27 protein-coding genes and 2 pseudogenes are annotated in these 23748 nt (G+C 70.4%); 12 read left to right on the top strand and 17 right to left on the bottom strand.

Features of this window, described 5'->3' with window-relative positions; translation table 11 throughout:
* Positions 1-47: 47 nt before the first annotated feature.
* Together OG937_03405 and OG937_03400 are read right to left on the bottom strand one after the other, a co-directional pair.
* Complete coding sequence (locus OG937_03405) at positions 48-1646, bottom strand: 2,4,6-trichlorophenol monooxygenase (protein WUD70790.1); 1599 nt, start codon at positions 1644-1646, stop codon at positions 48-50.
* Between the two features lie 82 nt (positions 1647-1728).
* Positions 1729-2337, bottom strand: a complete 609-nt coding sequence (locus OG937_03400; protein ID WUD70789.1) for a flavin reductase family protein — start codon at positions 2335-2337, stop codon at positions 1729-1731.
* A 125-nt stretch (positions 2338-2462) separates the two neighbouring features.
* Between OG937_03400 and OG937_03395 the strand changes: the two genes are divergently transcribed.
* Positions 2463-3467 carry a LysR family transcriptional regulator gene (locus OG937_03395; protein WUD70788.1) on the top strand — a complete coding sequence of 335 codons (1005 nt, stop codon included), beginning with the start codon at positions 2463-2465 and terminating at the stop codon, positions 3465-3467.
* A 243-nt stretch (positions 3468-3710) separates the two neighbouring features.
* Positions 3711-4211 (top strand): SPW repeat protein, encoded by a 501-nt coding sequence (locus OG937_03390; protein WUD70787.1) that lies wholly within the window; start codon positions 3711-3713, stop codon positions 4209-4211.
* A 213-nt stretch (positions 4212-4424) separates the two neighbouring features.
* Here OG937_03390 and OG937_03385 read toward each other — a convergent pair whose 3' ends face one another.
* Positions 4425-4724 carry a hypothetical protein gene (locus OG937_03385; protein ID WUD70786.1) on the bottom strand — a complete coding sequence of 100 codons (300 nt, stop codon included), beginning with the start codon at positions 4722-4724 and terminating at the stop codon, positions 4425-4427.
* A gap of 63 nt (positions 4725-4787) precedes the next feature.
* Entirely contained in the window at positions 4788-4958 is a 171-nt protein-coding gene (locus OG937_03380) for a hypothetical protein (GenBank protein WUD70785.1), read from the bottom strand.
* Positions 4959-5079: 121 nt separating this feature from the next.
* Between OG937_03380 and OG937_03375 the strand changes: the two genes are divergently transcribed.
* Positions 5080-5511 carry an NfeD family protein gene (locus tag OG937_03375; protein ID WUD70784.1) on the top strand — a complete coding sequence of 144 codons (432 nt, stop codon included), beginning with the start codon at positions 5080-5082 and terminating at the stop codon, positions 5509-5511.
* Positions 5512-5514: 3 nt separating this feature from the next.
* Positions 5515-6555: an SPFH/Band 7/PHB domain protein gene (locus OG937_03370; protein ID WUD70783.1), complete on the top strand. Its 1041-nt coding sequence runs from the start codon at positions 5515-5517 to the stop codon at positions 6553-6555.
* A gap of 104 nt (positions 6556-6659) precedes the next feature.
* Here OG937_03370 and OG937_03365 read toward each other — a convergent pair whose 3' ends face one another.
* The 5 genes from OG937_03365 to OG937_03345 all read right to left on the bottom strand — a co-directional run bounded on the left by OG937_03365 (position 6660) and on the right by OG937_03345 (position 10323).
* Positions 6660-6998: a helix-turn-helix domain-containing protein gene (locus OG937_03365; GenBank protein ID WUD70782.1), complete on the bottom strand. Its 339-nt coding sequence runs from the start codon at positions 6996-6998 to the stop codon at positions 6660-6662.
* Between the two features lie 445 nt (positions 6999-7443).
* Entirely contained in the window at positions 7444-7752 is a 309-nt protein-coding gene (locus tag OG937_03360; GenBank protein WUD70781.1) for an SCO5918 family protein, read from the bottom strand.
* Between the two features lie 48 nt (positions 7753-7800).
* Positions 7801-8136: a CBS domain-containing protein gene (locus OG937_03355; protein ID WUD78615.1), complete on the bottom strand. Its 336-nt coding sequence runs from the start codon at positions 8134-8136 to the stop codon at positions 7801-7803.
* Between the two features lie 110 nt (positions 8137-8246).
* Positions 8247-9746, bottom strand: coding sequence for a DEAD/DEAH box helicase (locus OG937_03350; protein ID WUD70780.1), 1500 nt, complete (start codon positions 9744-9746; stop codon positions 8247-8249).
* Positions 9747-10119: 373 nt separating this feature from the next.
* Positions 10120-10323: a cold-shock protein gene (locus OG937_03345; protein ID WUD70779.1), complete on the bottom strand. Its 204-nt coding sequence runs from the start codon at positions 10321-10323 to the stop codon at positions 10120-10122.
* Positions 10324-10564: 241 nt separating this feature from the next.
* Between OG937_03345 and OG937_03340 the strand changes: the two genes are divergently transcribed.
* The gene (locus OG937_03340; GenBank protein WUD70778.1) at positions 10565-11374 is read left to right on the top strand and encodes a TetR/AcrR family transcriptional regulator; all 810 of its coding nucleotides are present in this window, start codon (positions 10565-10567) and stop codon (positions 11372-11374) included.
* A 31-nt stretch (positions 11375-11405) separates the two neighbouring features.
* Here the strand turns inward: OG937_03340 and OG937_03335 are convergent, their stop codons facing one another.
* The 5 genes and pseudogenes from OG937_03335 to OG937_03315 all read right to left on the bottom strand — a co-directional run bounded on the left by OG937_03335 (position 11406) and on the right by OG937_03315 (position 15039).
* Complete coding sequence (locus OG937_03335; GenBank protein WUD70777.1) at positions 11406-11789, bottom strand: VOC family protein; 384 nt, start codon at positions 11787-11789, stop codon at positions 11406-11408.
* Between the two features lie 235 nt (positions 11790-12024).
* A complete protein-coding gene (locus tag OG937_03330) occupies positions 12025-12531 on the bottom strand; it encodes a hypothetical protein (protein ID WUD70776.1) in 507 nt (168 codons plus the stop codon).
* Positions 12532-12593: 62 nt separating this feature from the next.
* Entirely contained in the window at positions 12594-13112 is a 519-nt protein-coding gene (locus tag OG937_03325) for a GNAT family N-acetyltransferase (GenBank protein WUD78614.1), read from the bottom strand.
* A gap of 142 nt (positions 13113-13254) precedes the next feature.
* Positions 13255-13764: pseudogene (locus OG937_03320) on the bottom strand (pyridine nucleotide-disulfide oxidoreductase).
* 285 nt (positions 13765-14049) lie between these two features.
* A complete protein-coding gene (locus OG937_03315; protein ID WUD70775.1) occupies positions 14050-15039 on the bottom strand; it encodes a YafY family transcriptional regulator in 990 nt (329 codons plus the stop codon).
* A 95-nt stretch (positions 15040-15134) separates the two neighbouring features.
* Between OG937_03315 and OG937_03310 the strand changes: the two genes are divergently transcribed.
* Genes OG937_03310 through OG937_03295 form a run of 4 tightly spaced genes read left to right on the top strand, consistent with a single transcriptional unit; the run spans position 15135 to position 17072 of the window.
* Positions 15135-15533, top strand: coding sequence for a VOC family protein (locus OG937_03310; protein WUD70774.1), 399 nt, complete (start codon positions 15135-15137; stop codon positions 15531-15533).
* A 42-nt stretch (positions 15534-15575) separates the two neighbouring features.
* The gene (locus tag OG937_03305; GenBank protein ID WUD70773.1) at positions 15576-16403 is read left to right on the top strand and encodes an alpha/beta hydrolase; all 828 of its coding nucleotides are present in this window, start codon (positions 15576-15578) and stop codon (positions 16401-16403) included.
* Positions 16396-16707 (top strand): hypothetical protein, encoded by a 312-nt coding sequence (locus OG937_03300; GenBank protein WUD70772.1) that lies wholly within the window; start codon positions 16396-16398, stop codon positions 16705-16707. The genes OG937_03305 and OG937_03300 overlap by 8 nt, the downstream gene beginning before the upstream one ends.
* The gene (locus OG937_03295; GenBank protein WUD70771.1) at positions 16704-17072 is read left to right on the top strand and encodes a hypothetical protein; all 369 of its coding nucleotides are present in this window, start codon (positions 16704-16706) and stop codon (positions 17070-17072) included. Before OG937_03300 ends, OG937_03295 begins: the two co-directional genes overlap by 4 nt.
* Before the next feature lie 47 nt (positions 17073-17119).
* Here the strand turns inward: OG937_03295 and OG937_03290 are convergent.
* Positions 17120-17545, bottom strand: a pseudogene (locus tag OG937_03290) (transposase).
* Between the two features lie 660 nt (positions 17546-18205).
* Here OG937_03290 and OG937_03285 point away from each other — a divergent pair.
* Positions 18206-18352 (top strand): hypothetical protein, encoded by a 147-nt coding sequence (locus OG937_03285; protein WUD70770.1) that lies wholly within the window; start codon positions 18206-18208, stop codon positions 18350-18352.
* Positions 18353-18457: 105 nt separating this feature from the next.
* Here OG937_03285 and OG937_03280 read toward each other — a convergent pair whose 3' ends face one another.
* Positions 18458-20815, bottom strand: a complete 2358-nt coding sequence (locus tag OG937_03280) for an FtsX-like permease family protein (GenBank protein ID WUD70769.1) — start codon at positions 20813-20815, stop codon at positions 18458-18460.
* Positions 20812-21519 (bottom strand): ABC transporter ATP-binding protein, encoded by a 708-nt coding sequence (locus OG937_03275; protein WUD70768.1) that lies wholly within the window; start codon positions 21517-21519, stop codon positions 20812-20814. The genes OG937_03280 and OG937_03275 overlap by 4 nt, the downstream gene beginning before the upstream one ends.
* Before the next feature lie 214 nt (positions 21520-21733).
* On the opposite strand from OG937_03275, the gene OG937_03270 reads away from it, so the two are divergent.
* Entirely contained in the window at positions 21734-23050 is a 1317-nt protein-coding gene (locus OG937_03270) for a histidine kinase (protein ID WUD78613.1), read from the top strand.
* Positions 23047-23745 (top strand): response regulator transcription factor, encoded by a 699-nt coding sequence (locus OG937_03265; GenBank protein WUD70767.1) that lies wholly within the window; start codon positions 23047-23049, stop codon positions 23743-23745. The genes OG937_03270 and OG937_03265 overlap by 4 nt, the downstream gene beginning before the upstream one ends.
* Positions 23746-23748: the final 3 nt, after the last annotated feature.

The raw sequence follows: 23748 nt of genomic DNA, 5'->3' as shown, positions 1-23748 counted from the left end.
CCAGGACCCTCGGGCCCCGGGCCGCAGGACGGCCGGGGGAGGCATCGTCACGGCCGATCGGCCGCCTCCTCCGGCCGAGGGCCGATGTAGCCCTCGTGGACGTCCTGGCCACGGGCGTACCCGGGCTGGAAGCGCACGCCGGCGTAGTGCGAGGCCTTCTCCGCCTCCTGCGCCCGCCGGCCCAGCTCGGAGGTGTCGCCGAAGCCCAGCACGTCGCGGGCGAGCTGGGTGAGCGGCCCGTCGACCTGGTACTCGGTGCGCTGCATGGTGAGCATGTTGATCAGGTAGAGCGGCGTGCCGTTGAACTTCTCGAACATCTCGTGGCGCGTGCCCCACTCGGTGAGGAAGCGCTCGCTGATCTGCCGGAAGATCTTGATCCGGTCCCGGGCGCTGATCTCGGCACCACGCAGCGCCTCCTCCAGCTTGGGGCCGATGTAGGGGTCGTCCAGCTCGCGCTTGGTCGGCTGGATGACCACGCCGCGGCCGCAGAAGTCGATCAGCTTGTTGACCATGTCGTGCTGGTTCTCGAGGTAGTGGGCCCGGCCGAAGTCGATGTAGATGTTGTTCGGCTTGTACAGCCCGCCCGGGGTCTCAAAACCGGTCTCCTCGGCCGCGAGCATGAACGCGCGGCAGGTCTCGCGGAACCGGATCAGTTCGGCGAGCTGCGACTGCACCACGGGCTGGCGGCTGGTGCCCAGGGCCTGGGTGATGAGCAGCGCGAGGCCGACCATGAGTTCGGCGTGCGTGCACTGCCGGATCTGGGTCTCCAGGTGCACCCAGTCGAACTGCCGCTGCGGGTACCACTTGGCGTGGTCGGGGTTGCCGATGTGCTGGACCTGTGCCCAGGGGATCAGCACGTCGTCGAAGTAGACCATCCCGTCGAGCTCGTCGCCGATGGTCGCCAGCGGACGGTCGTAGGGGTCGGCGTCGGGCTGGGCCCGCGATTCCCTGGCCACCACGGTCACGCCCGGAGTGGCCAGCGGCACCATCGCGTAGATGGTCTGCTCGGGCGTCTGGCCGGGCCGCCACAGGTTGCCGATCAGGAGGTTGTTGACGAAGGGGAGCGAGGTGCCGATGGCCTTCCAGCCACGGACGACGATGCCCTCGTCGTTCTCCTCCATGATGCGCAGCATGGGGGTCTCGGCCAGCGCGTCGTCGCGGCCGCGGTCGAACTGCACGTCGACGAACATGGGCGAGATCGCGAGGTCCTTGGAGGTGACCTCTTCCCACTGGCGCTGGATGTTGCCCGAAAGGTCGCGGCGGGGTCCGGTGAAGCGGGAGTTCTCGGCCCACGGCTGCTGGTCGTCGACCTGGGTGAACATGACGACGTTCATACCGGCCGGCGGGCGGGTGAAGATGCCGCCCTTGAAGTGCCGGAACAGGAACTCGGCGTACTTGCGGCGGCGGACGGCGTCCTCCTTCGACCGCGGCAGGAACCAGTGCATCGACTGGCGCTTGCCGTTCCCGTCGATGAAGGTGGTGGTCTCCTGGTGCTCGGGGTCCAGGTGCAGGTCGTAGTACTCGGCGATCGCCTGGGCGTATCCGCGGGTCTTGGGGTGCGTGGTGACGTCCTCGACGAGTTCGCCTCCGACGTAGACCTTGCGGCCGTCGCGCAGCGACTCCAGGTATTCCTTGCCGGTCCTCATGGCGTGTCTCCCGTGGTGGTGTCGTTCATGTGACGGTGGAAGGTGGCGGCCCCGTACAGGCGGGCGGGCAGACCGGTCGGCGTCATGCCACCGCCTCCGTCATCGCCGGAACCGCCTCCATGTCCACGCCGCGTTGGTAGCGTCCCTGCCCGAACAGCAGGGGGGAGCGGAGGCCGGGCGCGATGACGGCCCGCACGGTGCCGATGACGACGAGGTGGCTGCCCACGGGCCGTGCCTCGGCCGTCTCGCAGTCGAAGGTCACCAGCGAATCCCGCAGCACCGGCGAATTCACCTCGGCCGGCAGCTCGCTGCCCGCGAGGACGTGGTCGTCGACGAATTTCACGGTTCCCTGGCGTGAGCACAGCTGTGACACGGGGACTTGGTCCAGGCTGAGCAGGTTGACCGCGAAACGGCTCTCGCGGTGGATGTCCGCAGCGGTGACCGTGCGCTCGTTGACGCACACCAGCACCGTCGGCGGCTCCAGACAGACCGACGCGAACGCGCTGACGGTCATTCCCCAGGCGCGGCCGTCATGACGGGTGGTCACCACGGCCAATCCGCCGACCACTCGGCGCATGGCCGAGCGGAAGGCATCGGCATCCGCCGTCTTTTCCGGCGGCCGCGGCGCGGCGTCGAGCCGCACGGTGTCTTTACCGCACAGGCCGCCGCCGGTATTTCCTGATTCCATCATCCGATCTCTCCAAACCGGCGACGGCGCGAGTGCCACCGCCCAGGAGGGGAAACCTGACGCAGTTTCGGCCGTCCGGGCCGCACCGCTCGACCGGGACGCTATGATCTGCGCAACACACCCGTCAAATGGATATGTTGAATTCACGGTATTCGCGCCGCGAATATATGGACTGGTCAGGGATGATGAACCTGCGGAACGTCGATCTGAATCTGCTCGTGGCGCTGGACGCCCTGCTGTCCGAGCGCAACGTCAGCCGCGCGGGGCGGCGTCTGGGCCTCAGTCAGCCCGCGACCAGCTCGTCACTCGCCCGCCTCAGGAAGCTGTTCGGTGACCCGCTCCTGGTGCGGCAGGGCAGGGAACTCGCGCTCACGGCGGAGGCCGAGCGGCTGGTGCGACCCGTACGGGAGATCCTCGACCTGGTCGAGCGGACCATAGCGCAGCGTTCCGAATTCGACCCGGCCACGGATGTGCGGAGCTTCTCCATCAGCGCGTCCGACTACGCGACGCTGGTATTGCTGAGCCCCTTTGTCCAGGCGGTGGCCGCCGAGGCCCCGGGGGTGACGATCCACGTCCTTCCCCGATCGAGAGATGCGCGGCAATTGCTCGACTCCGATGTGGCCGACCTCATCATCGAACCGAAAGAACTGATGGGCGACACCGGATTCCCGTCGTATCCGTTGTTCGGCGACCAGTGGCTGTGCGCGGTGGACGCCGCGAATCCGGCCGGTTCGGCGCAGCGAATAACGATCGACGAATATCTCCGTCTTCCGCACCTCGTGTACAGCATCGGGCCGGACCGGCAACTCAACCTGGCCGACCAGCACCTCGCCCGGCTCGGCACCCCACGCCGGATCGAGTTCACGGTGGAGAGTTTCCTCCTCGTCCCCTTCTTGATCCGGGGTACGTCCCTGGCCAGCCTGGTCCTCGAGCGGGCGGCACGCCAACTCGCCGCCGCGACAACCGACATCCGCTTCCTGCCACCGCCCGTCGCCCTGCCCGACATCCACGAGAGGATGTACTGGCATCCCCGTCACACCACCAACCCCGCACACCTCTGGCTGCGTGAGCGCCTGCTCGCCTCCGCGAGTGTCCTCGGCGGCATGGACGGACCCCACACGCACCAGGACTGACCCACCCGCTCGGCGGTGCGGGCCGGCCGTCCGCGGTTCCCGCTCGTTTCGCCCGGGGCCATCAGCACTGTCATTGAAAGCATTCATCGCTCTCGGGGCGTGTGCGCCGCCGAGCTCTCCCGCGTCACCGCCGCCGACGCCCCCCCGCCGACCGCGCCCCCGTCCTGCCTGGTCGGACCCGATCCGGACTCGAATGCATGAGGCCGGGTAGGGGGATATGTGGAATGACCAAAATGGCGGGAGATGGTCCGTATGTCGCGCACACAACCCGGCATCGAGCAGCACCCCGATCTGCTGGAACTTCGCGCCGATTACGAGCGTGCGACCGCGACTCATCGCGGTCAGGCCATAAGGGCCATGGCTCTGCTCACGGGCTTCTATCTGGCCGCTTCACCGTGGATCGTGGGTTTCAACGCGCTGTTGGGCTTCAACGCGCTGTCGACGATCGCCGTCAACAACCTCATCGCCGGTATCGCGTACGCCCTGCTCATGGGCGGGGTGGGGCGAGGCTTCGAGCGCACCCACTCCAAGGCCTGGGCTGCGGCGATCATCGCCCTGTGGACGATCATCTCGCCCTGGTGCATCGCCGGAGATGTCAGTACGTGGCGCACCATCACGAACAACGTGATCGTCGGAGTGATCGGCGTGGCGCTCGCGCTCGCCGCGGCAACAACGCGTCCCGCTGGCGCTCGCGCCCAGGAGCACGGCATGTCACACACCCCTGGAGGACTGGGGCGCGGGTGACGCCGACCGGTCGGCGCGGGCCCGGCTGAGGCCCGCGCCCCGCGTCATCTGCGCGGAGCTGCCTCACCAGGATGCGGTCGACCGGACGGAGGGGCACGCTGGAGGGGCGGAGCACCGGGTGACCGTGGTGCCGCCCTCGGACACCGGCGGCTCCGTGGTGCGCGTGGACCTCGGCACTGCGCCTGCCCGTGTGCGCCACGCTATTCCCGCCCGTCACGCCGAAGCCGCGTCGTACTCGTCGAGGGCGGCGACGATTCGTGCTGCCCGGGCGTCCTCGCGGGCGATGTCGCGCATGCTGTGCAGGTCGTGGACGCCCAGGGCGCCCGTCGGATGTTCGATCCCCGCGTCGCGCAGCACCTCGTCAACGGCTTCGAGCTCGGCGCGCAGCCGCTCGATCTCGGCCCGCCGGGCGTCGGGGGTGCGCAGTGCGTCCACGATGGCGACGAACGTGGCGAGGTGCTCGTCGGCGATGCCGAGGCAGTCGGCGGCCTCTTCGGCTGTCATGTGCGGCATGCGGGAATCCTCTCGCGCCGGCGCCCGGCCCGGCGGGGAGCCATGGGGCGTCCGGCGAGCCGTTCAGCCGAGCGCGGCCGTGAGGGAACCGCTGAACCGCGGTACCGGCTGACGGGCGAGGTGCTGATCGTCGACGCCGTCCGTGACGAACAGCGGCGCCCCACTCCACACGTCCAGGGCATGTGGTGGCTGCGACGGCGTGCGCTGCTCGTCCACCTCGGCGTTTCCCCTCATTCCGGCTGAAGCTTTGATTTCCGGCATCTGGTACGGGTAGGCCACCTAAGGGGGAACCTGGTCGCCGACCGAAGGGGCGCGTCGGCCGGCCATTCACCTACCGCACGCGGCAGGAGGGGCCATGGACCCGTGGCTGATCTGGCTCATCGCCGCGGCAGGGCTGGCCGTGGCGGAGCTCTTCACGCTCACTGCCGCGCTGGGGCTACTGGGTGGGGCTGCGTTGGTCACGGCGGGATCCGCGGCAGTCGGGCTTCCGCTGCCCTTGCAGTTCGTGGTGTTCACCGTCGTTGCTGCGAGCACCGTTCTGTTCATCCGTCCCGTCGTGCTGCGCCACGTGCGCCGGCCCCAGGCGGAGCGGTTCGGCGTAGAGGCGCTGGTCGGCAGGAGCGCCTATGTCGTCTCGGAGGTCACGGGCATGGGCGGCAGGGTCCGCATAGGCGGCGAGGAATGGACGGCCCGAGCCTATGACGAGACGCTGGTGATCCCTCCCGGAACGACCGTCGACGTCATCGAGATCAGCGGCGCCACCGCACTCGTCTACCCCCAGGAGTGAACCATGGAATCGGGGCTCCTCGTCGCTGGAGTGATCGTCGCGCTCTTCGTCGTCTTCACCGTGCTGCGGGCGGTACGCATCGTGCCCCAGGCACGTGCTCGCAATGTCGAACGGCTCGGCCGTTACCACCGCACCCTGAAACCCGGCCTCAACGTCGTCATCCCCTACATCGACCGTGTCTATCCGGTGATCGACCTGCGAGAACAGGTCGTCTCCTTCAGACCACAACCGGTGATCACCGAGGACAACCTGGTCGTGGAGATCGACACCGTCCTGTACTTCCAGGTCACCGACCCGCGGGCGGCCGCCTATGAGATCGCCAACTACCTCCAGGCGGTCGAGCAGCTCACCGTCACCACCTTGCGCAACGTCGTCGGGTCCATGGACCTGGAGAAGGTCCTCACCTCGCGCGACACCATCAACAGCCAGCTCCGCGGTGTGCTGGACGAGGCCACCGGCAAATGGGGGCTGAGGGTCAACCGGGTGGAGATCAAGGCCATCGACCCGCCGCAGTCCATCAAGGACGCGATGGAGAAGCAGATGCGGGCCGAGCGGGACAAGCGGGCCGTGATTCTCGGGGCCGAAGGACAACGTCAGTCGCAGATACTGACTGCCGAAGGCGACAAGCAGGCCGCCGTCCTGCGCGCGGAGGGCAACCGCACGGCTGAGATCCTCAAGGCCGAGGGCCAGTCACGGGCCATCGACGAGGTGTTCCAGGCCGTGCACCGCAACGACCCCGACCCCAAGCTGCTCGCGTACCAGTACATGCAGATGCTGCCCCAGCTCGCGCAAGGCGCGGGCAGCACGTTCTGGGTGATCCCCAGCGAGGTCACCTCCGCACTGGAGGGTGTCTCCCGCGCGTTCAGCGAAGTGCTGCCGCAGTCGCCGGCCACCCGGGAGAAGTCCTCGGACGACAAGGCCGCCCAGGCCGCCGCCGACGCCGCGCGGGCCGCAGAGGCCGCCGCCGAGGCCCTTGCCGACGCGGCCCAGGCCGAGACGCCGTCGGCACGGCCCCCAGCCGACCCCCTCGCCGGTCCCGGGTGAGAACCGGCGGACCATCCGGTCGAGCATCCGTCGGGCCCGAGCGCCGTCCCATGGTGACGTGGGCGAACTCGCCACGCTGGGGAGGCCGCAGGGCCCAGCCCGTCTCAGGCTGCGCCTGAGGGATCCGTCGATCTGGCGGCGCGGCGGTATTCGGCGTTGATCCGCTGGGCTTCTGTGAGCTGGTCCTCGAGGATGACGATGCGGCAGGCGGCCTCGACGGGGGTGCCCTGGTCGACGAGTTCACGGGCTCGGGCCGCGATGCGCAGCTGGTACCGGGAGTAGCGGCGATGTCCGCCTTCGGAGCGGAGCGGGGTGATCAGGCGGGCCTCGCCGATGGCACGGAGGAAGCCCGGGGTGGTGCCGAGCATCTCGGCGGCCCGGCCCATGGTGTAGGCGGGGTAGTCGTCGTCATCGATACGGCCGAAGGAGTCAGCTGCCGTCATTGCACCTCTTTAGTGGAACATGTGGAGGGGCCTTGACGCCGTCCCGCCACCAGGGCCCCGAAGGAACTGCTACGCCTTCTGACGGCCCTGGTCCGCGCCGACCTCTTGTTTCCTCGCAATGGTTTTGGTGTGTCGAGGTCGAAGATATACGGATCCGGTCATGCCGGGCATGGTCCCGCTCCGTGGGCCGGCACGGGCAGCGCACGAACGAAGTTCGGCGCCAGTCCGGGCGGGTGAAATAGAGGTGGCGAACGCGGCAGGGGCCCACAGACGTTGACCTGGCGCGCGTCAGTGCGAGGACGGCCGGGGTGTGCCGTCTGCCGTCCACGGACGGCAGACCACGGAAAGCCGCACCGGGCGCCCCACGTGATGAGGGCTCGGCCGGCATGCGCCGGCCGAGCCCTCATGCCGCCATGGTCGGGCCAGGGCGTCGTCTTTTCCCCCGCTACCCGGCGGTGGGGACGCCGAGCAGGGCCGACGCTTCCTGGAGCGGGGTGAGCCCGGGCGCCGGTGCTGCGGCAGGGAGGGTGCGGCAGGTGAAGCCGAGGCGCGTCATGGCCCGGAGGACCTCGCCGGCGGTGAAGTCACGGCGGTCCTGCCGGGTGATGACCTCGCCCACTTGCATGACGGGGTAGTGGCGGCGGCCGATGATCACGGACTCACCGGTGACCGGCTCGGGCCTGACGCCCTTCATCGACGCCACCACCCCGGTCTTGGACAGGTCGAACGCGAAACGGGCGATGACGCAGCGCATGGTGCCTCGCAGGAAGAGTGGGAAGCGATGGGACCGGTGGGCGACGGGTCAGCGTGAGCGCGTGAGAACACCCACGGCGCAGCCGTGCTCGTCGACGACGGGCACGGCTGCGAGCTGCCGGTGGCGCATGATGTGCTGTGCTTCGGTCATCTTGGTCATCGGCGAGGCGAACGGCCCGCCGTCACCGGCGACCTCCCGCAGGCGGACCTGATCGGTGTAGCCGTAGCCGTCACGGACGGCAGTGAGCTGGGCATGGGTGACCAGACTCGTGCACCGGCCGTCCTCGTCACAGACGACCAGATGCCCGGTACGGGCGCTGGCCATGACCGACAGGGCCACCTCGATGGTCATGTCGTCCCAGACCTGCGGTCCGGGCACGTCCATGGCGTCGGCCACGGTTCCATGGGCGGAATCCGCAGGGCGTGGCAAGTCGTGTGCCAGGGTCAAGAAGTGCCTCCTGGAGAAGTGGATGGGCGACGTGACAGGAAGAGGTCCTAGGCCACCGCGTCGTAGGCGGTCCGCCGCTGGGCCGTGCGGCGTGCCGCCCGGCCGGTGCGGCGGTCCTGAGCGGTGGCACGGCTGCGCCCGCCGCGGGAGGCGGGGGCGCCGTCCTTGCGTTCGGCCGACGGTGCGGTGATGACGACCGGGATGCCCGAGGGGGTCTGCGCGCCGGTGATGCGGATCAGGTCGTCCCCGGACGGGTGGACCTCAGTGGTGTGCGGGCGGATTCCGGCGTGCTGCATGAGACGGGCCATGTCTCGGCGCTGGTTGGGCGTGACCAGCGTGACCACGATGCCGGACCGGCCGGCGCGGGCCGTGCGGCCGCCCCTGTGGAGGTAGTCCTTGTGGTCGCCGGGCGGGTCCACGTTGACGACCAGGTCGAGGTTGTCGACGTGGATCCCGCGCGCGGCGACGTTGGTCGCCACCAGAACGGTCACGTGCCCCGTCTTGAACTGGGCCAGGGTCCGGGTGCGCTGCGGCTGCGACTTGCCGCCGTGCAGTGCGGCGGCGCGGACGCCGCTTCTGAGCAGGTGCTCGGTCAGCTTGTCGACGGCGTGCTTGGTGTCCAGGAACATGATCACCTGACCCTCTCGCGCCGCGATCTCGGTCGTCGCCTGGTGCTTGTCGGCGGCGTGCACGTGCAGCACGTGGTGCTCCATCGTGGTGACCGCGCCCGCGGAGGGATCCACGGAGTGGACCACCGGGTCGTGCAGGTAGCGGCGGACCAGCCGGTCGACGTTGCGGTCCAAGGTGGCCGAGAACAGCATGCGCTGTCCCTCGGGGTGCACCTGGTCCAGCAGAGCCGTGACCTGCGGCATGAAGCCCATGTCGGCCATCTGGTCGGCCTCGTCCAGGACGGTGACCGCGACTCGGTCCAGTCGGCAGTCGCCGCGCTCGACGAGGTCCCTCAGCCGGCCCGGCGTCGCGACGAGGACCTCCGACCCGCTGCGCAGCGCGCCGGCCTGACGGCCGATCGGCATCCCGCCGACCGCGGTGGCCAGCCGCAGCCTCATCGAACGGGCGTAGGGGGCAAGAGCGTCGCTGACCTGCTGGGCCAACTCCCGCGTGGGTACGAGCACCAGGGCCAGTGGTTGCCGGGGTTCGGCGCGCTGTCCGGCGGTGCGGGCCAGCAGCGCGAGGCCGAAGGCGAGGGTCTTGCCGGACCCGGTCCGCCCGCGGCCCAGCACGTCACGGCCCGCGAGGGAGTTGGGCAAGGTCGCCGCCTGGATCGGGAACGGCACGGTCACGCCTTCCGCGGTGAGCGCGGCCAGCAGCGGCCGGGGCATGTCGAGATCGGCGAACGCCCCGGCGGCGGGCAGTGCCGGAGTCGCCGTGTCCGGCAGGGCGAACTCCCCCTGCGGTGCGGCGGGGCGACGGCGTCGGCCGCCGGAACGGCTCGGGTCGGTGCTTCCCGTGCGGCTGCCGTTCTTGCCGGCGCCGAAACTTCCGGTGCGCGTGGGTGTGGAACGGTCGTTCGTACGTGTGCGGCTCATGCAGAACCTTCCTTGAAGCGGCCGCATCAAGGGATTCCGCTGCGATGAGCAGGACAGAGAATCGCAAGAATGGGCCAAGCAAATGCGATGGCGAATTCGGCCGGCGGGCGATGTCCGCGGGCTGAGGCGCCGAACTGGTGGGGTGATCTGGTCCGCGTCCGAAAGACCGGGGTTACGGGCGTCGGGAAGCTCTGACGGATGTGTATCCGGAGTCTGACGGGAACGTCCGTTGCCGGTGGGATCGCGGCACCCTCAAAATCGTGAGACCGGTGAGGTCTTCACGGCGTGATCAGGTCAGGGTGCGTCCTGATGTGCAGCAGGCTGGGGCCCGCACCCAAGGTGCGGGCCCCAGCTGCGATGCGTGCGCTCAGCGTCAGGCGGGAACGATGTTCTCGGCCGTGGGGCCCTTCTGGCCCTGCGCGATGTCGAAGCTCACCTTCTGGCCCTCCTGCAGCTCGCGGAAGCCCTGGGCGGCGATGTTCGAGTAGTGGGCGAACACGTCAGCGCCGCCACCGTCCTGCTCGATGAAGCCGAAACCCTTTTCCGCGTTGAACCACTTCACGGTGCCAGTAGCCATGTGGTGCATCTCCTTTGGGGCAGTGCCCGGAGTCTGTACTGTACGGACCCCGCGTCGCCGCGATGATTGCCCCGCCAGCAAATGAACCGGAATAAAGAAGCACTCCCATCGGCATGGAGCCGGTGAGGGCACTTATTTTGGGAACCACAACTGCAACTTATTCGAGAGTAGCATGGCGCGATCGGCTGTGCACGGTTAATAACCGGGCCCCGCCCCGGCGTGTGAGAAACCTCATCGTGCGTTGCGCCAATTTCTCACTTCGCGAGCGCAGATTTTCAGCGTCCCGGAACACACCGTTCGGCACGTAGCGTCGCGCACCACAGCCCGGCGACGGCCGGCCCTCGGTCTCGCGCGAGCCCCCGCACACAACGAGGGCGGCGGATCCGAGGCGCGCCTGGAGGCGGGCTTCTACCCGGGCGACCCGGCGGTTGCCGACAGCACCAGGGCGCACGACGCGCGCACCGAGGTCAAGGCTCCGGCGCGCGAGCGTCTGCTGTCCGCCGCCAACGAGCTCTCCTACGCCGAGGGCGTGCAGACCGTCGGGATCGACCGGATCATCGAACGCGCCGGGGTGGCCAAGGCCTCCCTCCACAACACGTTCGGCAGCAAGGACGAGCTGGTCCACGCGTACCTGAAGTCCCGGCACGCCACCACCTCCGCCCGTCTCCTCGCCGCCCTCGAACGCTTCGAGAACCCCCGCGACCGGCTGCTCGGCGTCTTCGACGCGCTGTCGGAGTCGTTCAAGGGCCCCAGCTACCGCGGCTGCGCGTTCATCGCCGCGAGCGCGGAGGCCGAGCCGGGCAGCAGCACCGAACAGGCCTCCAACGACTACCGGGCATGGGTGCGGGGCCTGTTCACCGACCTCGCCCGGCACGCCGGCGTTCCCGACCCGGAGACCCTCGGCCGCCGTCTGCGCCTGCTCTACGACGGGTGCGCGATCTCGGTCCGCATGGACGGCGACCCCGGCGCCGCCGCCGCGGCCCGGGCCGCCGCCGAGGTCCTCCTGGACGCCGCCCTGGCCACGGCGCCGCAGGCCGGCCACCAGGGCTGAGGCGTACAGCAGCGGGGATGGCGCGTGGGCTTCAGGAACTCATCGCGGCTCGGTCTGAGTCGCTGCGCAGGACGCAGAATTCGTTGCCTTCAGGGTCGGCCAGGACCGCCCAGCCAGAGCCGTCAGGATTCCGTTGATCGGTGACAAAGGTGGCCCCGAGGCCCAGCAGCCGTTCCACCTCCTGCTCGCGTGAGGTCTCAGGGCGCAGACACAGATGGATCCGGTTCTTGATCTTCTTGGGCTCGGGCACCTGGTTGAAGTACAGCACCGGGCCCTCCGCCAGCATCACCTGAGTCTCCCGGTCCCCCGGCTTGTCCTCCGGATGCAGCGGACGGCCGGTCACCCCGCTCCAGAACCGGGCCAACCCGTAGGCATCCGCACAGTCAATCGCCACGTTCTGCAAGACCGAAACCATGCGCGCAAGCCTTCCCGACTCCCACCCCGGACGCCACCGAGTTGCGCTCAGCCTTCGCAGTGCTCGGGCGCATCCGCAACGCGCTGCCCGACGGCTTGTTGAGGCGTCGCGACAAAGGGGCGGCCTCGGCTGCACGTGAGTGCTGCCGAACGTTCGGACGAGGCGGGGCATCCGGGTCGTCGGCCCACGGTGCCCCTCGCCTGCCGGCGAACTCTCCCGCTGTCCGAACAGCGGCTCAGCGGTAGTCCTCGGGGTGGCCCTGCATCCAGCGGTTGATCCGGTCGCGCGTCGCCACGAGTTCGTCCTGGTGCGCCTTGAGGTTCTCGAAGGCGGTGTCCGCGCCGAGGACACCGCGCAGATCCGTCATCCAGGCGAGGGGCTCGCGGAAATGGCCAGGGCCCTGCGGGTCGGCCTTCATCGCGGCGTCGAGTTCGACGAGTTCGGTGTGCACCCGGGTCAGGAAGTACTCACACTCGCCCCGGGACGTGGTGGCTGTGCAGCCGGAGTGGTAGGTGGCCTGCAAGGTGGCGAAGGCGTCGCGTACCTTCTCCACCGGTCCCGCCGGCTCGGCAGCCGGAGCAGACGCGGACGCGGACGCCGAAGCGGCCACCGGCGCGGGGGTGTCGCCGGCTGCCCGGTCGGTGCCGGTGTCCGATGGGGCAGAGCACGACAGCAGCAGAGCGGCGAGCGGGACGGCGAGCAGCGTGGCGCCGGGCAGGCGTCGTCTGGGTTCTTTGATCACGGCGGATACGACGTACGCGGGGACCGCACGGTTCCGCACGGCGTACGGGGAAACCGCCGTGACTAGTGCTGCAGGGTGTAGCGGAAGACGCGGGAGTCCCGTACCTCGAAGCCGAGCCGCTCGTACAGCCGGTTCGCCGCCTGCCGCGAGGGGCGCGAGGTGAGATCCACCGTGCGGGCTCCCGCCGCGTCGGCCAGGCGTACCGCCTCCTCGGTGAGGGCGGCCCCGACGCCGTAACCGCGGGCGGCCTCATCGACCACCACGTCCTCGATCCAGGCCCGCATCCCGGTCGGCAGGGGGAACAGGACCAGCGTGAGCGTCCCGACGACGCGGCCGTCGACCCGCGCCACCAGCACGGTGTTCGCCTCGGCGGCCAGGAGCCGTCGCAGCGTCTCGTGGGTCAGCGGGGCGGCGCTGCGGGACAGTTGGGGCAGCAGGCGGGTGAACGCCTCGACCATCTCGTCGTCCGCCTCGCGGACGACCGCAACCTCAAGGCTCATGATCCGGTTCCTATCCAGGCTGTCACGGCACCGGACGGCCTCAGCGACGCCCGGCGGTGCGGCCGCGTTTGGCCACCGCACCAGTCTTCTCACGAACCGCCCGGTGGGCCATTCCTGCTCATCCAGACGGGCAGGACTGTCGGCGCCTGCACGGGTGAGGGACCCAGTCCTGCGTTGCCGTCACGCCCCCGGGGACTGAACGCATGCGCCCGGCACAACGCCGTCAGTCACCGTCGCGGTGGTACGCGGCGAGGAGGAACGTCCAGATCTCGCTGATGGTGGGGAAGCAGGCGACGGCGTGCCGCAGCCGCTTGAGGGGGATCTCGCCCGCGACGGCGACGGTCGCGGAGTGCAGCAGTTCGCTGACGCCGTGGCCGACGAAGGTCACCCCGAGCAGGACCTGGCGGTCGGTGTCGACGACCATCCGGGCGTGACCGCGGTAGCCGTCGGCGTAGAGGTTGGCGCCCTGGGCGGCGGTGAAGTCCAGGTCGACGACCTTGACGGGGAGACCGGCCTGCTCGGCCTGTGCTGCGGACAGGCCCACCGCGCCGGCTTCGGGGTCGGTGAAGAAGACCTGCGGTACGGCGTGCTGATCGGCCGTGGTGGCGTGGTCGCCCCACGGGGCGACGTCCAGGGGGCGTCCGGCGGCACGCGCGCCGATGGCGTCGCCGGCGGTGCGAGCCTGGTACTTGCCCTGGTGGGTGAGGAGGGCGCGGTGGCTGACGTCGCCGAGGGGAGTCGTTGTGCATGACGCGAGTGCAACTGACATATGTGGAGTGGGAGTTGATCGCCGTTTCTGCCGATCGGCGATCACGGCCCGCATCCCGCGCGGCTGCGGCAGCAGTTCGAGGGCTCGCGAACGGCGACGACTCGGCGTTCCGCCTCCACGGCAAGATCAGTAGAGGTCGGGTGCTCGAGGGTGCGGCGGGGGTCGGCGCAGGACGCCTCCCCAGCGGGGGTGAGTCATGTCCATGCTGACCGATCGTCGCCACGAAATGGGCGCCGGCTGTTCGCGCTGTCAGGCGTCGCGGGCGTAGGAGGCGAGGCGACCGGCGAACGCGGTGACCATGTCGCGCAGTTCGGCGGGACGCTCGATGACGAACGGCCGGTCGAGTGAGGCGAGTACCGGCGGCAACCAGTCCAGCCGCTCCGCCCGCAGCTCGGCGCGCAGCCAGCGTTCGGCCGCCTGGTCCTCGCCCGTCACAGGCGCGTCCTCTTCCAGGCTCGCGACACTGGCCGGAAGGTGGGCACGGATCTGTGCGACCGTGCCGTGGATCCGCAAGGTCACCTCATGCCGGTACTCGGCCGTGGCGAACGCCGTCACCACACGCCGCGCCGGATCGAGGTCCTCGGGCGCTTCGAACGAGCCCGGCAGGGTCCGCGCGTCCGCGATGCGGTCGAGGCGGAAGGTTCGGTCCTCGTCGAGCCGGGCGTCCTTGCCCGTGACGTACCACCGGCCCGCATGGGCCACGATCCCGTACGCGTGCAATGTGCGTTCACTGCGCCCACCGCCGCGGTCGGTGTAACGGATCGAGACCGGCCGGCGGTGGCGCACCGCATCGGCGAGGGTGAGCAGAACCTCGCCGTCCGGCGTGTCGAACTCACCGGGCTGGTCGGTGAAGGCGAGAGCTTCCAGGAGGGTGTCGAGGCGGTGGGCGATGTGCTGGGGCAGCACCCGCCGGATCTTCGCCGATGCCGTCTCGCTTGCCGTGCGTTCCGTCGTCGTCAGCCCGGCCCGGCGGCCGGCGACCAGGCCGAGCAGCACCGCCAGTGCCTCGTCGTCGCTGAGCATGAGCGGAGGGAGCCGGTACCCGGGGGCGAGCCGGTACCCCCCGTAGCGGCCCCGTACCGACTCCACCGGCACGTCGAGGTCGATCAACTGGTCCACGTACCGCCGCACCGTGCGCCCTTCCACACCGAGTCGCTCGGCGAGCTCCGCCACAGTGCGGGTGCCGCCGGACTGCAGCAGTTCCAGGAGGGTCAGCACGCGGACAGTGGGGCGGGACACATTCCCAGCCTAACCCGAATACGGGACCGATTGTGTCCTCTATTTCTCCTAGCCTGCGACATGCAACGACCACCGGCACAGCCAAGGAGATTCCCATGGACTTCGTCTCGATCCGCATCATCACCGGCGACGTCGCCGGCCTCGTCGACTTCTACGAGCGAGCCACCGGGGCGCGGGCGACATGGGCCACCGAGGACTTCGCCGAGCTCAGGACCGCGGGCGCCACCCTCGCCATCGCCGGAACCCGCACCGTCCCGCTGTTCGCCCCGGGCTCGGCCCGCCCGGCGGACAACCACAGCGTCATCACCGAATTCCTCGTCGACGACGTGGACCGCGTCCACCAGAACCTCACCGGCTTCGTCACCGACTTCGTCACCGAGCCCACCACCATGCCCTGGGGCAACCGGTCCCTGCTGTTCCGCGACCCCGACGGCAACCTCGTCAACTTCTTCACCCCCGTCACCCCGGCAGCCATCGAGAAGTTCGCGCGCTGACTGACTGACCCGGCACTATCGAGATTGACTACGGAGATCGACATGACTGAGTTCCTGAACGTGGAAGGTGGCACCATCGCCTACGAGGTGACCGGCTCCGGGCCGCTGATGGTGCTTGCGCACGGGATCGGCCAGAGCCGCGACGCCTATCGGTTCATGGTTCCAGAGCTGGTGGCCACCGGTTACCGGGTCGCGGCCGTGGACCTGCGAGGCAGCGGCGAGTCGACCGCGACGTGGCCCTCCTACACCCGCACCGACATCGCCGGCGACCTGATCGCACTGATCGAGCATCTCGGCGGTCCCGCAGTGCTGGTTGGCCACTCCATCTCCGGCGGTGCCGCGACGATCGCCGCTGCCAAGGCGCCGGCGCTCGTGAGCGCCGTCGTCGAACTGGCGCCGTTCACCCGCAAGGTGGAATATTCACTGAGCGCCCTGGGCGTGTCCCGCTACCGCAAGGCCGCGACCGCGATCTCGGCCGTCGCGATGCTCGGAAGCCACAAGAAGTGGCGGAGATACCTGGAGCTCGCGACCCCGGAGCCGCGCCCGGCGGACTGGGCCGCGAGCCTCGAGCGCACCGACGCCATGCTGCACGAGCCGGGCCGGATGAAGGCCCTGCAGAAGCAGATGAACAGCGCCGCCGACGCCGGTGCCCAACTCGGCAACGTGCACTGCCCGGTCCTGGTCGTCATGGGCACCCTAGATCCCGACTGGAGTGACCCGAAGGCCGAAGGCGAGGCCATCGTGGCCGCGCTGCCGGAGGGTGTCGGCCGGCTAGAGATGCTCCCGGGGGCGGGCCACTACCCGCAGGTCCAGTTCCCGTCGACAGTGGTCGGCCTGGTGCGCTCATTCCTGAAGACGGCCCGTGCCTAGGGCCGGACTCGACCGGGCCACGGTCAGTGCGGCCGCGTCGGAACTCGCCGACGAACTCGGCTTCGCCGGCCCGACCATGGGCCTGCCGACCGGGCGGGTCGGCGTGCGGACACCGTCGGTCCGGGCCCTGTGCACCGTCATCCACGGGTTCGTCGGCCTCGACAGCAACGATGCCTTCCAGACGGAGCGCGACCCCGCCGACAGCCACCGGTTCGTCGTCGACACGCTCATCAACGGCATGCGACCCGAGGCCGCCAACGGCGGGCCCGGCACGGCGCCGCTCCATGCCGGGGAGGGAGCATGACCCAGGCGGCCGACTCCCCCAACCGCACCAACGCCGCCTCCGGGCTACGGTTCCTGACCGAACTGATCGGCTGGACGGCCACTCCGTGGGCGCTGCACCGGGTCGACTGGGCGGTCGCGACCGCCGCGCTGGTCCTGCTGATCGGACTTCCGGCCGTCGTCGGAACACCCGGCGACCGCCCCTTCGACCCGCCGGTGGCGATCCCCGGCGCAGCGATGCTCCTGCTCGTGCTCCTCGAAGTGGCCGCCGCAGCGGTGGCGCCGTGGTTCGCGTGGCCCACGTGGGCCGCGGTCGTCGCAACCGCGCTGGCCGCGACGTCGGTCGTGCTCGAACAGCCGCGCTGGCGTTGGCTGTTGCGCCACTAAAGCATGACTCGATACGCACCCTAGGAGGACTCTCTGAGCTTTGCTGATCAGGTTGATGTTGGGTGGATTTCGAGTCCGGTGTGGGTGAGGAAGGCGGTCAGTAGGGCGGGGCGGTGCTGGATGTGGCGGAGTCCTGTTCGAACGGCGTGGGTGAGTTCGTCGAGGTTGAGGGCGGCGAGGTTGGCCAGGGCGGTGCGTTTGAGGTGGGCCCAGACTTGTTCGACGGGGTTGAGGTCGGGGGCGTAGGCGGGCAGGTAGTGGACGGTCAGCCAGTCGCGGCCGTCGATCGAGCGTTGCATCCAGCGGCTGTGGTGTCCGGCCAGGTTGTCTCAGATCAGCACGATCGGGGCGCCGAGGGTCTGGTGGGCCTTGTCGAGCAGCGGGATCAGGTCGCGGTCGCGGTACCAGCCGGTGCGGGTTCGGTAGATCAGCCTGGGGGCTTCGCCGGGGCGGTAGCAGGCCAGGGCGGCCATGGACAGTTTCGGCTGGCGGCCTTTGACAACGGTCAGCACCGGGGTCTGCCCGGCCGGTGCCCAGGTACGGACAACGGCGCCGGTCAGCGAGGTTCCGGCCTCGTCCTGGAAGCAGAGCCAGGCTCCGGAGGCCCTCCTTTTTCGATCTCCGGCCACTCGGTCTCCACCCACTCCTGGATCGCATGCGCGTCCCGCTCGACGGCTTGGCGGGCGGGCACTTGCGGGGTGAAGCCCATGCGGTGCAGCAGTCGGCTGACCCCTGACAGGGAGCCGTAGACCACCGAGAACCGTTCGATGATCACGCGGCGGACCCGGGCCAGGGTCCAGCCGTCGGTGGCGAAGCCGTAGTCCTTGGCGCCGGCCCGCAGTAGTTGCCTCAGGTCCTGGCGCTGGTTCTCGTCCAGGGCGCACTGCGCGCCGGCGATCCCGTGCCCGAGCAGGGCCTCCGAACCGTCCTGGTTCCAGGCGTGGTGTCAGTTGTGCACCGCCTGCGCGCTCACCCCCAGCATGCGCGCGATCTCCGCATCCGACCGGCCACCCTGTTCGAATAACTGGCCCGCCGTCAGACGCCTCTGCTCCCGCACCCGGTGAAAGTCACCGGCCCCTCGCCCAGTGCCCATGAATACGGCATAGCACCAACGACATGATCAGCCAAGGTCAGTGAGCCAGTTGCACATGCTCGCGATGCTGTCGGGGCAGGAGCGTGACCTCCCCGAGTTCGACGTTCTCTTCGCCGCATCCGGGTGGCGGCGCACCGCCGTCACCCCGACGGGATTCCAGTTCAAGATCATCGAGCTGGAGGTCTGAGACTCCATCACTCCCGCCTCCCGCGCCAGACGGCGGGAACCAGCCGACCGGTCCCCACCGCTCCCTGCGGTGGGGACCGGAGGCACGATCCCTGAACCCGGCCTCCTACTCGGTGCGCAGTGCCGTGGCGGTGCGGGCCCCGGCGGCCCAGCCGGCGGGCAGCAGCGCGCCCAAGGTGGCGATGAGCAGGCCGCCGAGCGCGAGCGGCAGCAGTTCGGCCCCGTGGTAGACGGCGATGACGGAACCGGGCAGGCGCAGCCCCACACTGTCGCCCATCGCGGGGATGACCCAGCCGTGCAGGGCCACGCCCAGTGGAACGCCCAGGGCGCCCGCGACGAGTCCGGTCACGACGACCGAGGTGATGACCATCGCGACGGTCTGCCGGGGGGTCATGCCGAGCGCCTTGTGGACACCGAGCTCCCGGACGCGCTCGCGGGTGTCGAGCAGTACGCCGTTGAGCACGCCGAGCGCGGCGACGGCGACGAGCATCAGCGTGAGGATCACGGACAACGCGTTGAGCGTGACGACCATGTCGCTGCCCGAGTCGAGCCCGCCGGCCCGGGCGGTGACCCCCAGCGGTCCCAGGTGCTTGTTCAGCGCCTTGACGTAGCCGGTCACGTCGGTGCCCGGCGCGACCGCGATGTGATGGCTCGTCTCCGTCAGGTCGGGATGCGCGGACGCCAGGGTCGGGGCCTCGGTGAAGACCTGCATGCCGCCCTTGCGGGTGTCCAGGACCTCACCGACGATCCTGACCGTGACCGGCTCGGCCAGGCCGTTCAGGGTGACGGTGTCGCCGGTGCGGGTACCGGTGGCGGTCAGGAACGGGGTCGGGACCACGGCCTCGCCTGGCCCGTCGATCCAGCGGCCCGAGACCATCGTGTAGCCGCCCCAGGAGGCGTCGCCGGTGAAGGCGATCACGTCGACGGTGCCCGTCAGGCCGGACACGGTCGCCCGTACCGTCGCGGTGCTGTAGTACCTCGCGGTTCCCGCGGCGGTCCCGATGGCCGCGGCGACTGCGGCGGGATCGGCTGAGGGCTGGGCGGGCTGTTTCTCCGGGCCGGGGCCTTGAGGCCCGAAGTCCGGCAAGGGCGCGGGCACGACGACATCGGCGGCGTCGTGGGCCCTGGCTTTCATCACCTGGCCGAGCGAGGCGCTCATCCCCACGGTGAACGTGACGGCGACGGCGCCGAACAGGATCGCCGTGCCCATCGCCAGCGCGCGGGCGGGCCGCACGAAGGGCCGGACCAGGCCCAGGGCCACCGGCTGCGGCAACGGCAGCCGTCCCGCCAGGCGGGCCGCCCACCGGCCGCGCCCCGCCGAACCGGTACGCCCCACGGCGAGCGCGTCGACCGTACGCAGCCGGCCGGCCCGCCAGGCACTCGCCCACGCGGTCGCCGCCACCAGGACGAGCACCCCGGCGATCACCGCCAGGTCGACCCAGGGCGCGACGGCCAGGGACACGGTGCCGTACACCTCCCCGGTCTCGGCCAGTACGGGGACGGCGAGCAGGTGGCCGGCGAGGACACCGAGGGCCGTGCCGACGGCGGCCGGGATCAGCGCCTGCCCCACATAGGCCCGCACGACCTGGGCCGGGGTGAAGCCGAGGGCCTTGAGGATGCCGATGCGCCGCGTCCCCATGCCGACGGCCGACGCGACGACGTTGCCGACGATGAGCACCGACATGACCAGGCCCAGGGCGCCGAACGCGACGAGGAACGGGACGTAGAGGGCGGTGTCGCGCTCGGCGCTCTTCTTGACGGTGAGCCATGACTGTTCGCCGACTGCCGATCCCGGCGGCAGGGATCCCGTCACGGCCTTGCCGCCCGCGGTGATCTGCGCGGCGGTGCCCGCGTCGGTGAAGCGGTACAACATCTGGTAGCCGGCGCTGCCGGGCGCGGTGAGCGCCGCCATCTGGGACGGAACCACCCAGGCGTCAGCGGTCTGCGTGACCGAACGGGCCACACCGACCACTGTCAGCGCCGGGCCGCCGGACAGATCGGGGAAGGTGATCTCCATGTCCATGGTCGGGATGAGCGAGGAGTCGGCGGACAGCACGATCTCGCCGTCGCGCGTGGGCCACCGCCCGCCGAGCAGCGCCACCTCGTCCACGTCCCGGCCGGCATCGCCCCGGCCGACCACGGTCATCGGCCATCCGGGGCCCGCCCCGTCGGACCGCGGGGTGACCGTCGCCGTACGGAACGGCCCGGCCGCACCGCTCACCCCTTCGGCGTCCCTGGACGCAGACAGCTGCCCGGCGCTCACCTTGCCCGCGTCGAACTGCACGGACAGGTGCGCGCCGTGCTGCCTGGCGAAGGCGTCCTCGAAGGGCGCGCCGGACACCACGAGCAGCGATCCGCCGAGGACGGAGGCGGCCACCGCCATCATCGTGGCGAGCCCGATCACCAGGGTCTGCACCCGGCGGCGTCCCACCCCCGAGCGCACCACCGCGCCGAGCGCGCTCATCGGACGGCCTCCGGGGCGACGGCCTGCGACCGGACGTCCTCGGTGATCCGGCCGTCGGCGATCCGGACCGTACGGCTTGTGCAGGACCGGGCCAACGCCAGGTCGTGGGTGACCACGACGATGGTCTGGCCCTCGGCGTTGAGGCCGGCGAGCAGCCTGCTGACGTCCTGTCCGGCCGCCGTGTCCAGGGCCCCGGTCGGCTCGTCGGCCAGGAGCAGCGCCGGCCGGTTCATCAACGCCCGGGCCACCGCGACGCGCTGCCGCTCACCGCCGGACAGCCGCCCCGGGTAGGCGCGGGCGTGCCGGTCTATGCCCAGCAGTTCCAGGAGTTCCGCCGCCCGGCGGTCCGCCGCGGCACGTGCCATACCTGCCAGGCGCGCCGGCAGAGCGACGTTGTCGGTGACGGTCAGATCGTCGAGCAGGTTGAAGAACTGGAAGACCATGCCGACCTTCGACCGCCGGAACAGCGCCGATCCGGCCTCGCCCAGCCGGTCCACCCGCACCCCGTCCACGGTGACGGTCCCCGTGTCGGGCCGGTCCAGGCCCGCGATCAGATTGAGCAGCGTGGACTTGCCGCTGCCGGAGGGGCCGAGGATCGCGACGGCCTCGCCGCGCCGCACGGTCAGCGACGCCTCGTGCAGGGCGGGCGGGCCGTCGTCGTAGCGGCGGCTCACCTCGCGCAGTTCGATCACCGGCACGGTCATGAAGCGCTCCTCGGGTAGCGGTGGTTGGCTGCGTGAACGCTAGGAGCGGGTCCGGCCCGCACGCGTCGCCCGACCGGACCCATTGCGGTACCGCGCTGGGACGACCCCCGGAAACGTCATCCCTGCGATGTAGGCGGGCGATGTACCCGGAGCGGTGGGAATGACCACCGGGACGGACTCCGCGGGTCCGCGCGGCCGCGACAATGAACCGGTGATGGACGCAACTACGACGCGGGAGCGGCTGCGGCAAGCCGCCCGCCGCACGGTCCGCGACGCCAGGCTTCCGAGCGGTCCGGCGCTGCGGCCCACCCGGCGCGCCTGGCAGTTCGACCTGCTGCTGGCACTGGTCATCGGGATCTCCACCGTCTACTACGGCATCGACAACGCCGACAACGTCGTGGTGCGGGAGATCGCACCCGGCGTGGTGCGGGTCATACCGCGCCCGTCCGGTCCCGGCGGCATGGCCTTCATGGTGACCCTCGCGGCCGTCGCCTCGGGTGCCCTGGCCTTGCGCCGCCGCTACCCGCTCGCCGTGCTGTGCGTCGTGACGGCCGCGACCCTGGCGACACCGCAGAGCGTCCTGCGGCTGACCTTCTACGCGTTCGTCATCGCCGTCTACAGCGCCGCCGTGTTCAGCCCGTACCGGGTGGCGACCCTGGCGGCGCTGCCGGTGTCGGTCGTCCTGGTAGGCACCTCGGGGAACTCGGTGACCCCGATCGTCCCCAACGAGTACATCGCCTTGCTGATCCTGGTCCCGATGGCCGTGGCCGCCGTCGGCCTGCGCACCTGGAAGCTCCGCACCGACGAGGGCCGCACCCGGCTCTCCGCCCTGCAACGCGAGCAGGGCGAGGCGCTGCGCCGGGCCGTCGAGCACGAGCGGGCCAGGATCGCCCGCGAACTGCACGACGTCGTCACGCACAACGTCAGCGTGATGATCATCCAGGCGGGCGCCGCCCGCAAGATCATGGGAACCTCCCCCGAGCAGGCCGGCGAGGCGCTGCTCGCCGTCGAGGCGGGCGGCCGGGCGGCCATGACCGAACTGCGCCACGTCATGGGACTGCTCACCATGGCCGAGCAGGGCGAGGAGACGGACGGAGGCGCAGACCTCGACCTGGCCGACACCGCGGCGGAGCTGGCCCCGCAACCGGGCCTGGACCAGCTGGAATCGCTGGTCGGACGGGTCCGTGCCACCGGACTGCCCGTCGACCTGACCGTCGCCGGCCCTCCCCGCCCCCTCCCGCCCGGCCTCGAACTCGCCGCCTACCGCGTGGTCCAGGAAGCCCTGACCAACACCGTGAAGCACGCCTTTGGCGCCACCGCCGCCGTGACCGTCGAATACGGCCCGGACCGGCTCCGGGTGGAAGTCACCGACACCGGCGGACACCCGGGCGCGGGCGCGCCCACCGGAAACGGCCGGGGCCTGATCGGCCTGCGCGAGCGCCTCGCCGTCCACGACGGAACCCTGACCACCGGCCGGCGCATGACCGGCGGCTACCGTGTGGAGGCCCTCATCCCCTTGGAGACGCTGTGACCGAGCCGCTGCGCGTGCTCCTCGCCGACGACCAGACCCTGGTCCGTACCGGGTTCCGGATGATCCTCGGCGCCGACGGCATCGACGTCGTGGGCGAGGCGACCAACGGCGCCGAAGCGGTCGACGCGGTCCGCCGCACGCGGCCCGACGTGGTCCTCATGGACATCCGGATGCCCGAGATGGACGGCCTGGAGGCCACCCGCCGCATCCTCACCGGCGCCCCCACCGCACCCCGCGTCATCATCCTGACCACCTTCGACCTCGACCGGTACGTCTACGCGGCACTGTCCGCCGGCGCCAGCGGCTTCCTCCTCAAGGACGTCACCCCCGAGCATCTGACCGCGGCCGTCCGCACGGTCCGCAACGGCGACGCCCTCCTCGCGCCCGCCATCACCCGCCGCCTCGTGCAGCGCTTCACCCAGCGCGGCAGCGACACCGCCGCCCTCCACCGCGACCTCGCCTCGCTCACCCCCCGCGAACTGGAGGTCCTCGGTCTGCTGGCCCGAGGACTCAGCAACACCGAGCTCGCCATCCGCCTCCACCTGGCCGAGGCGACCGTCAAGACCCACGTCGCCCGCATCCTCGCCAAACTCGGACTCCGCGACCGTGTCCAAGCCGTCATCGTCGCCTACGAGACAGGGCTGGTCAGCGCCGGTGGACGTGAGGCCGGCCGGCAGTCAGACGAGCAGACGTAGCCC

Source organism: Streptomyces sp. NBC_00510 (assembly GCA_036013505.1).
Classification (GTDB): domain Bacteria; phylum Actinomycetota; class Actinomycetes; order Streptomycetales; family Streptomycetaceae; genus Actinacidiphila.
Note: the sequence above shows the minus strand (reverse complement) of the source record. Positions and strands in the feature narration are given on the sequence as shown.

Coding starts and splice junctions, on each gene's coding strand:
- OG937_03405 (WUD70790.1), bottom strand. CDS start 1,646: ATGAGGACCGGCAAGGAATACCTGGAGTCGCTGCGCGACGGCCGCAAG.
- OG937_03400 (WUD70789.1), bottom strand. CDS start 2,337: ATGATGGAATCAGGAAATACCGGCGGCGGCCTGTGCGGTAAAGACACC.
- OG937_03395 (WUD70788.1), top strand. CDS start 2,463: ATGGATATGTTGAATTCACGGTATTCGCGCCGCGAATATATGGACTGG.
- OG937_03390 (WUD70787.1), top strand. CDS start 3,711: ATGGTCCGTATGTCGCGCACACAACCCGGCATCGAGCAGCACCCCGAT.
- OG937_03385 (WUD70786.1), bottom strand. CDS start 4,724: ATGCCGCACATGACAGCCGAAGAGGCCGCCGACTGCCTCGGCATCGCC.
- OG937_03380 (WUD70785.1), bottom strand. CDS start 4,958: ATGAGGGGAAACGCCGAGGTGGACGAGCAGCGCACGCCGTCGCAGCCA.
- OG937_03375 (WUD70784.1), top strand. CDS start 5,080: ATGGACCCGTGGCTGATCTGGCTCATCGCCGCGGCAGGGCTGGCCGTG.
- OG937_03370 (WUD70783.1), top strand. CDS start 5,515: ATGGAATCGGGGCTCCTCGTCGCTGGAGTGATCGTCGCGCTCTTCGTC.
- OG937_03365 (WUD70782.1), bottom strand. CDS start 6,998: ATGACGGCAGCTGACTCCTTCGGCCGTATCGATGACGACGACTACCCC.
- OG937_03360 (WUD70781.1), bottom strand. CDS start 7,752: ATGCGCTGCGTCATCGCCCGTTTCGCGTTCGACCTGTCCAAGACCGGG.
- OG937_03355 (WUD78615.1), bottom strand. CDS start 8,136: ATGGACGTGCCCGGACCGCAGGTCTGGGACGACATGACCATCGAGGTG.
- OG937_03350 (WUD70780.1), bottom strand. CDS start 9,746: ATGAGCCGCACACGTACGAACGACCGTTCCACACCCACGCGCACCGGA.
- OG937_03345 (WUD70779.1), bottom strand. CDS start 10,323: ATGGCTACTGGCACCGTGAAGTGGTTCAACGCGGAAAAGGGTTTCGGC.
- OG937_03335 (WUD70777.1), bottom strand. CDS start 11,789: ATGGTTTCGGTCTTGCAGAACGTGGCGATTGACTGTGCGGATGCCTAC.
- OG937_03310 (WUD70774.1), top strand. CDS start 15,135: ATGGACTTCGTCTCGATCCGCATCATCACCGGCGACGTCGCCGGCCTC.
- OG937_03305 (WUD70773.1), top strand. CDS start 15,576: ATGACTGAGTTCCTGAACGTGGAAGGTGGCACCATCGCCTACGAGGTG.
- OG937_03295 (WUD70771.1), top strand. CDS start 16,704: ATGACCCAGGCGGCCGACTCCCCCAACCGCACCAACGCCGCCTCCGGG.
- OG937_03280 (WUD70769.1), bottom strand. CDS start 20,815: ATGAGCGCGCTCGGCGCGGTGGTGCGCTCGGGGGTGGGACGCCGCCGG.
- OG937_03275 (WUD70768.1), bottom strand. CDS start 21,519: ATGACCGTGCCGGTGATCGAACTGCGCGAGGTGAGCCGCCGCTACGAC.
- OG937_03270 (WUD78613.1), top strand. CDS start 21,734: ATGGACGCAACTACGACGCGGGAGCGGCTGCGGCAAGCCGCCCGCCGC.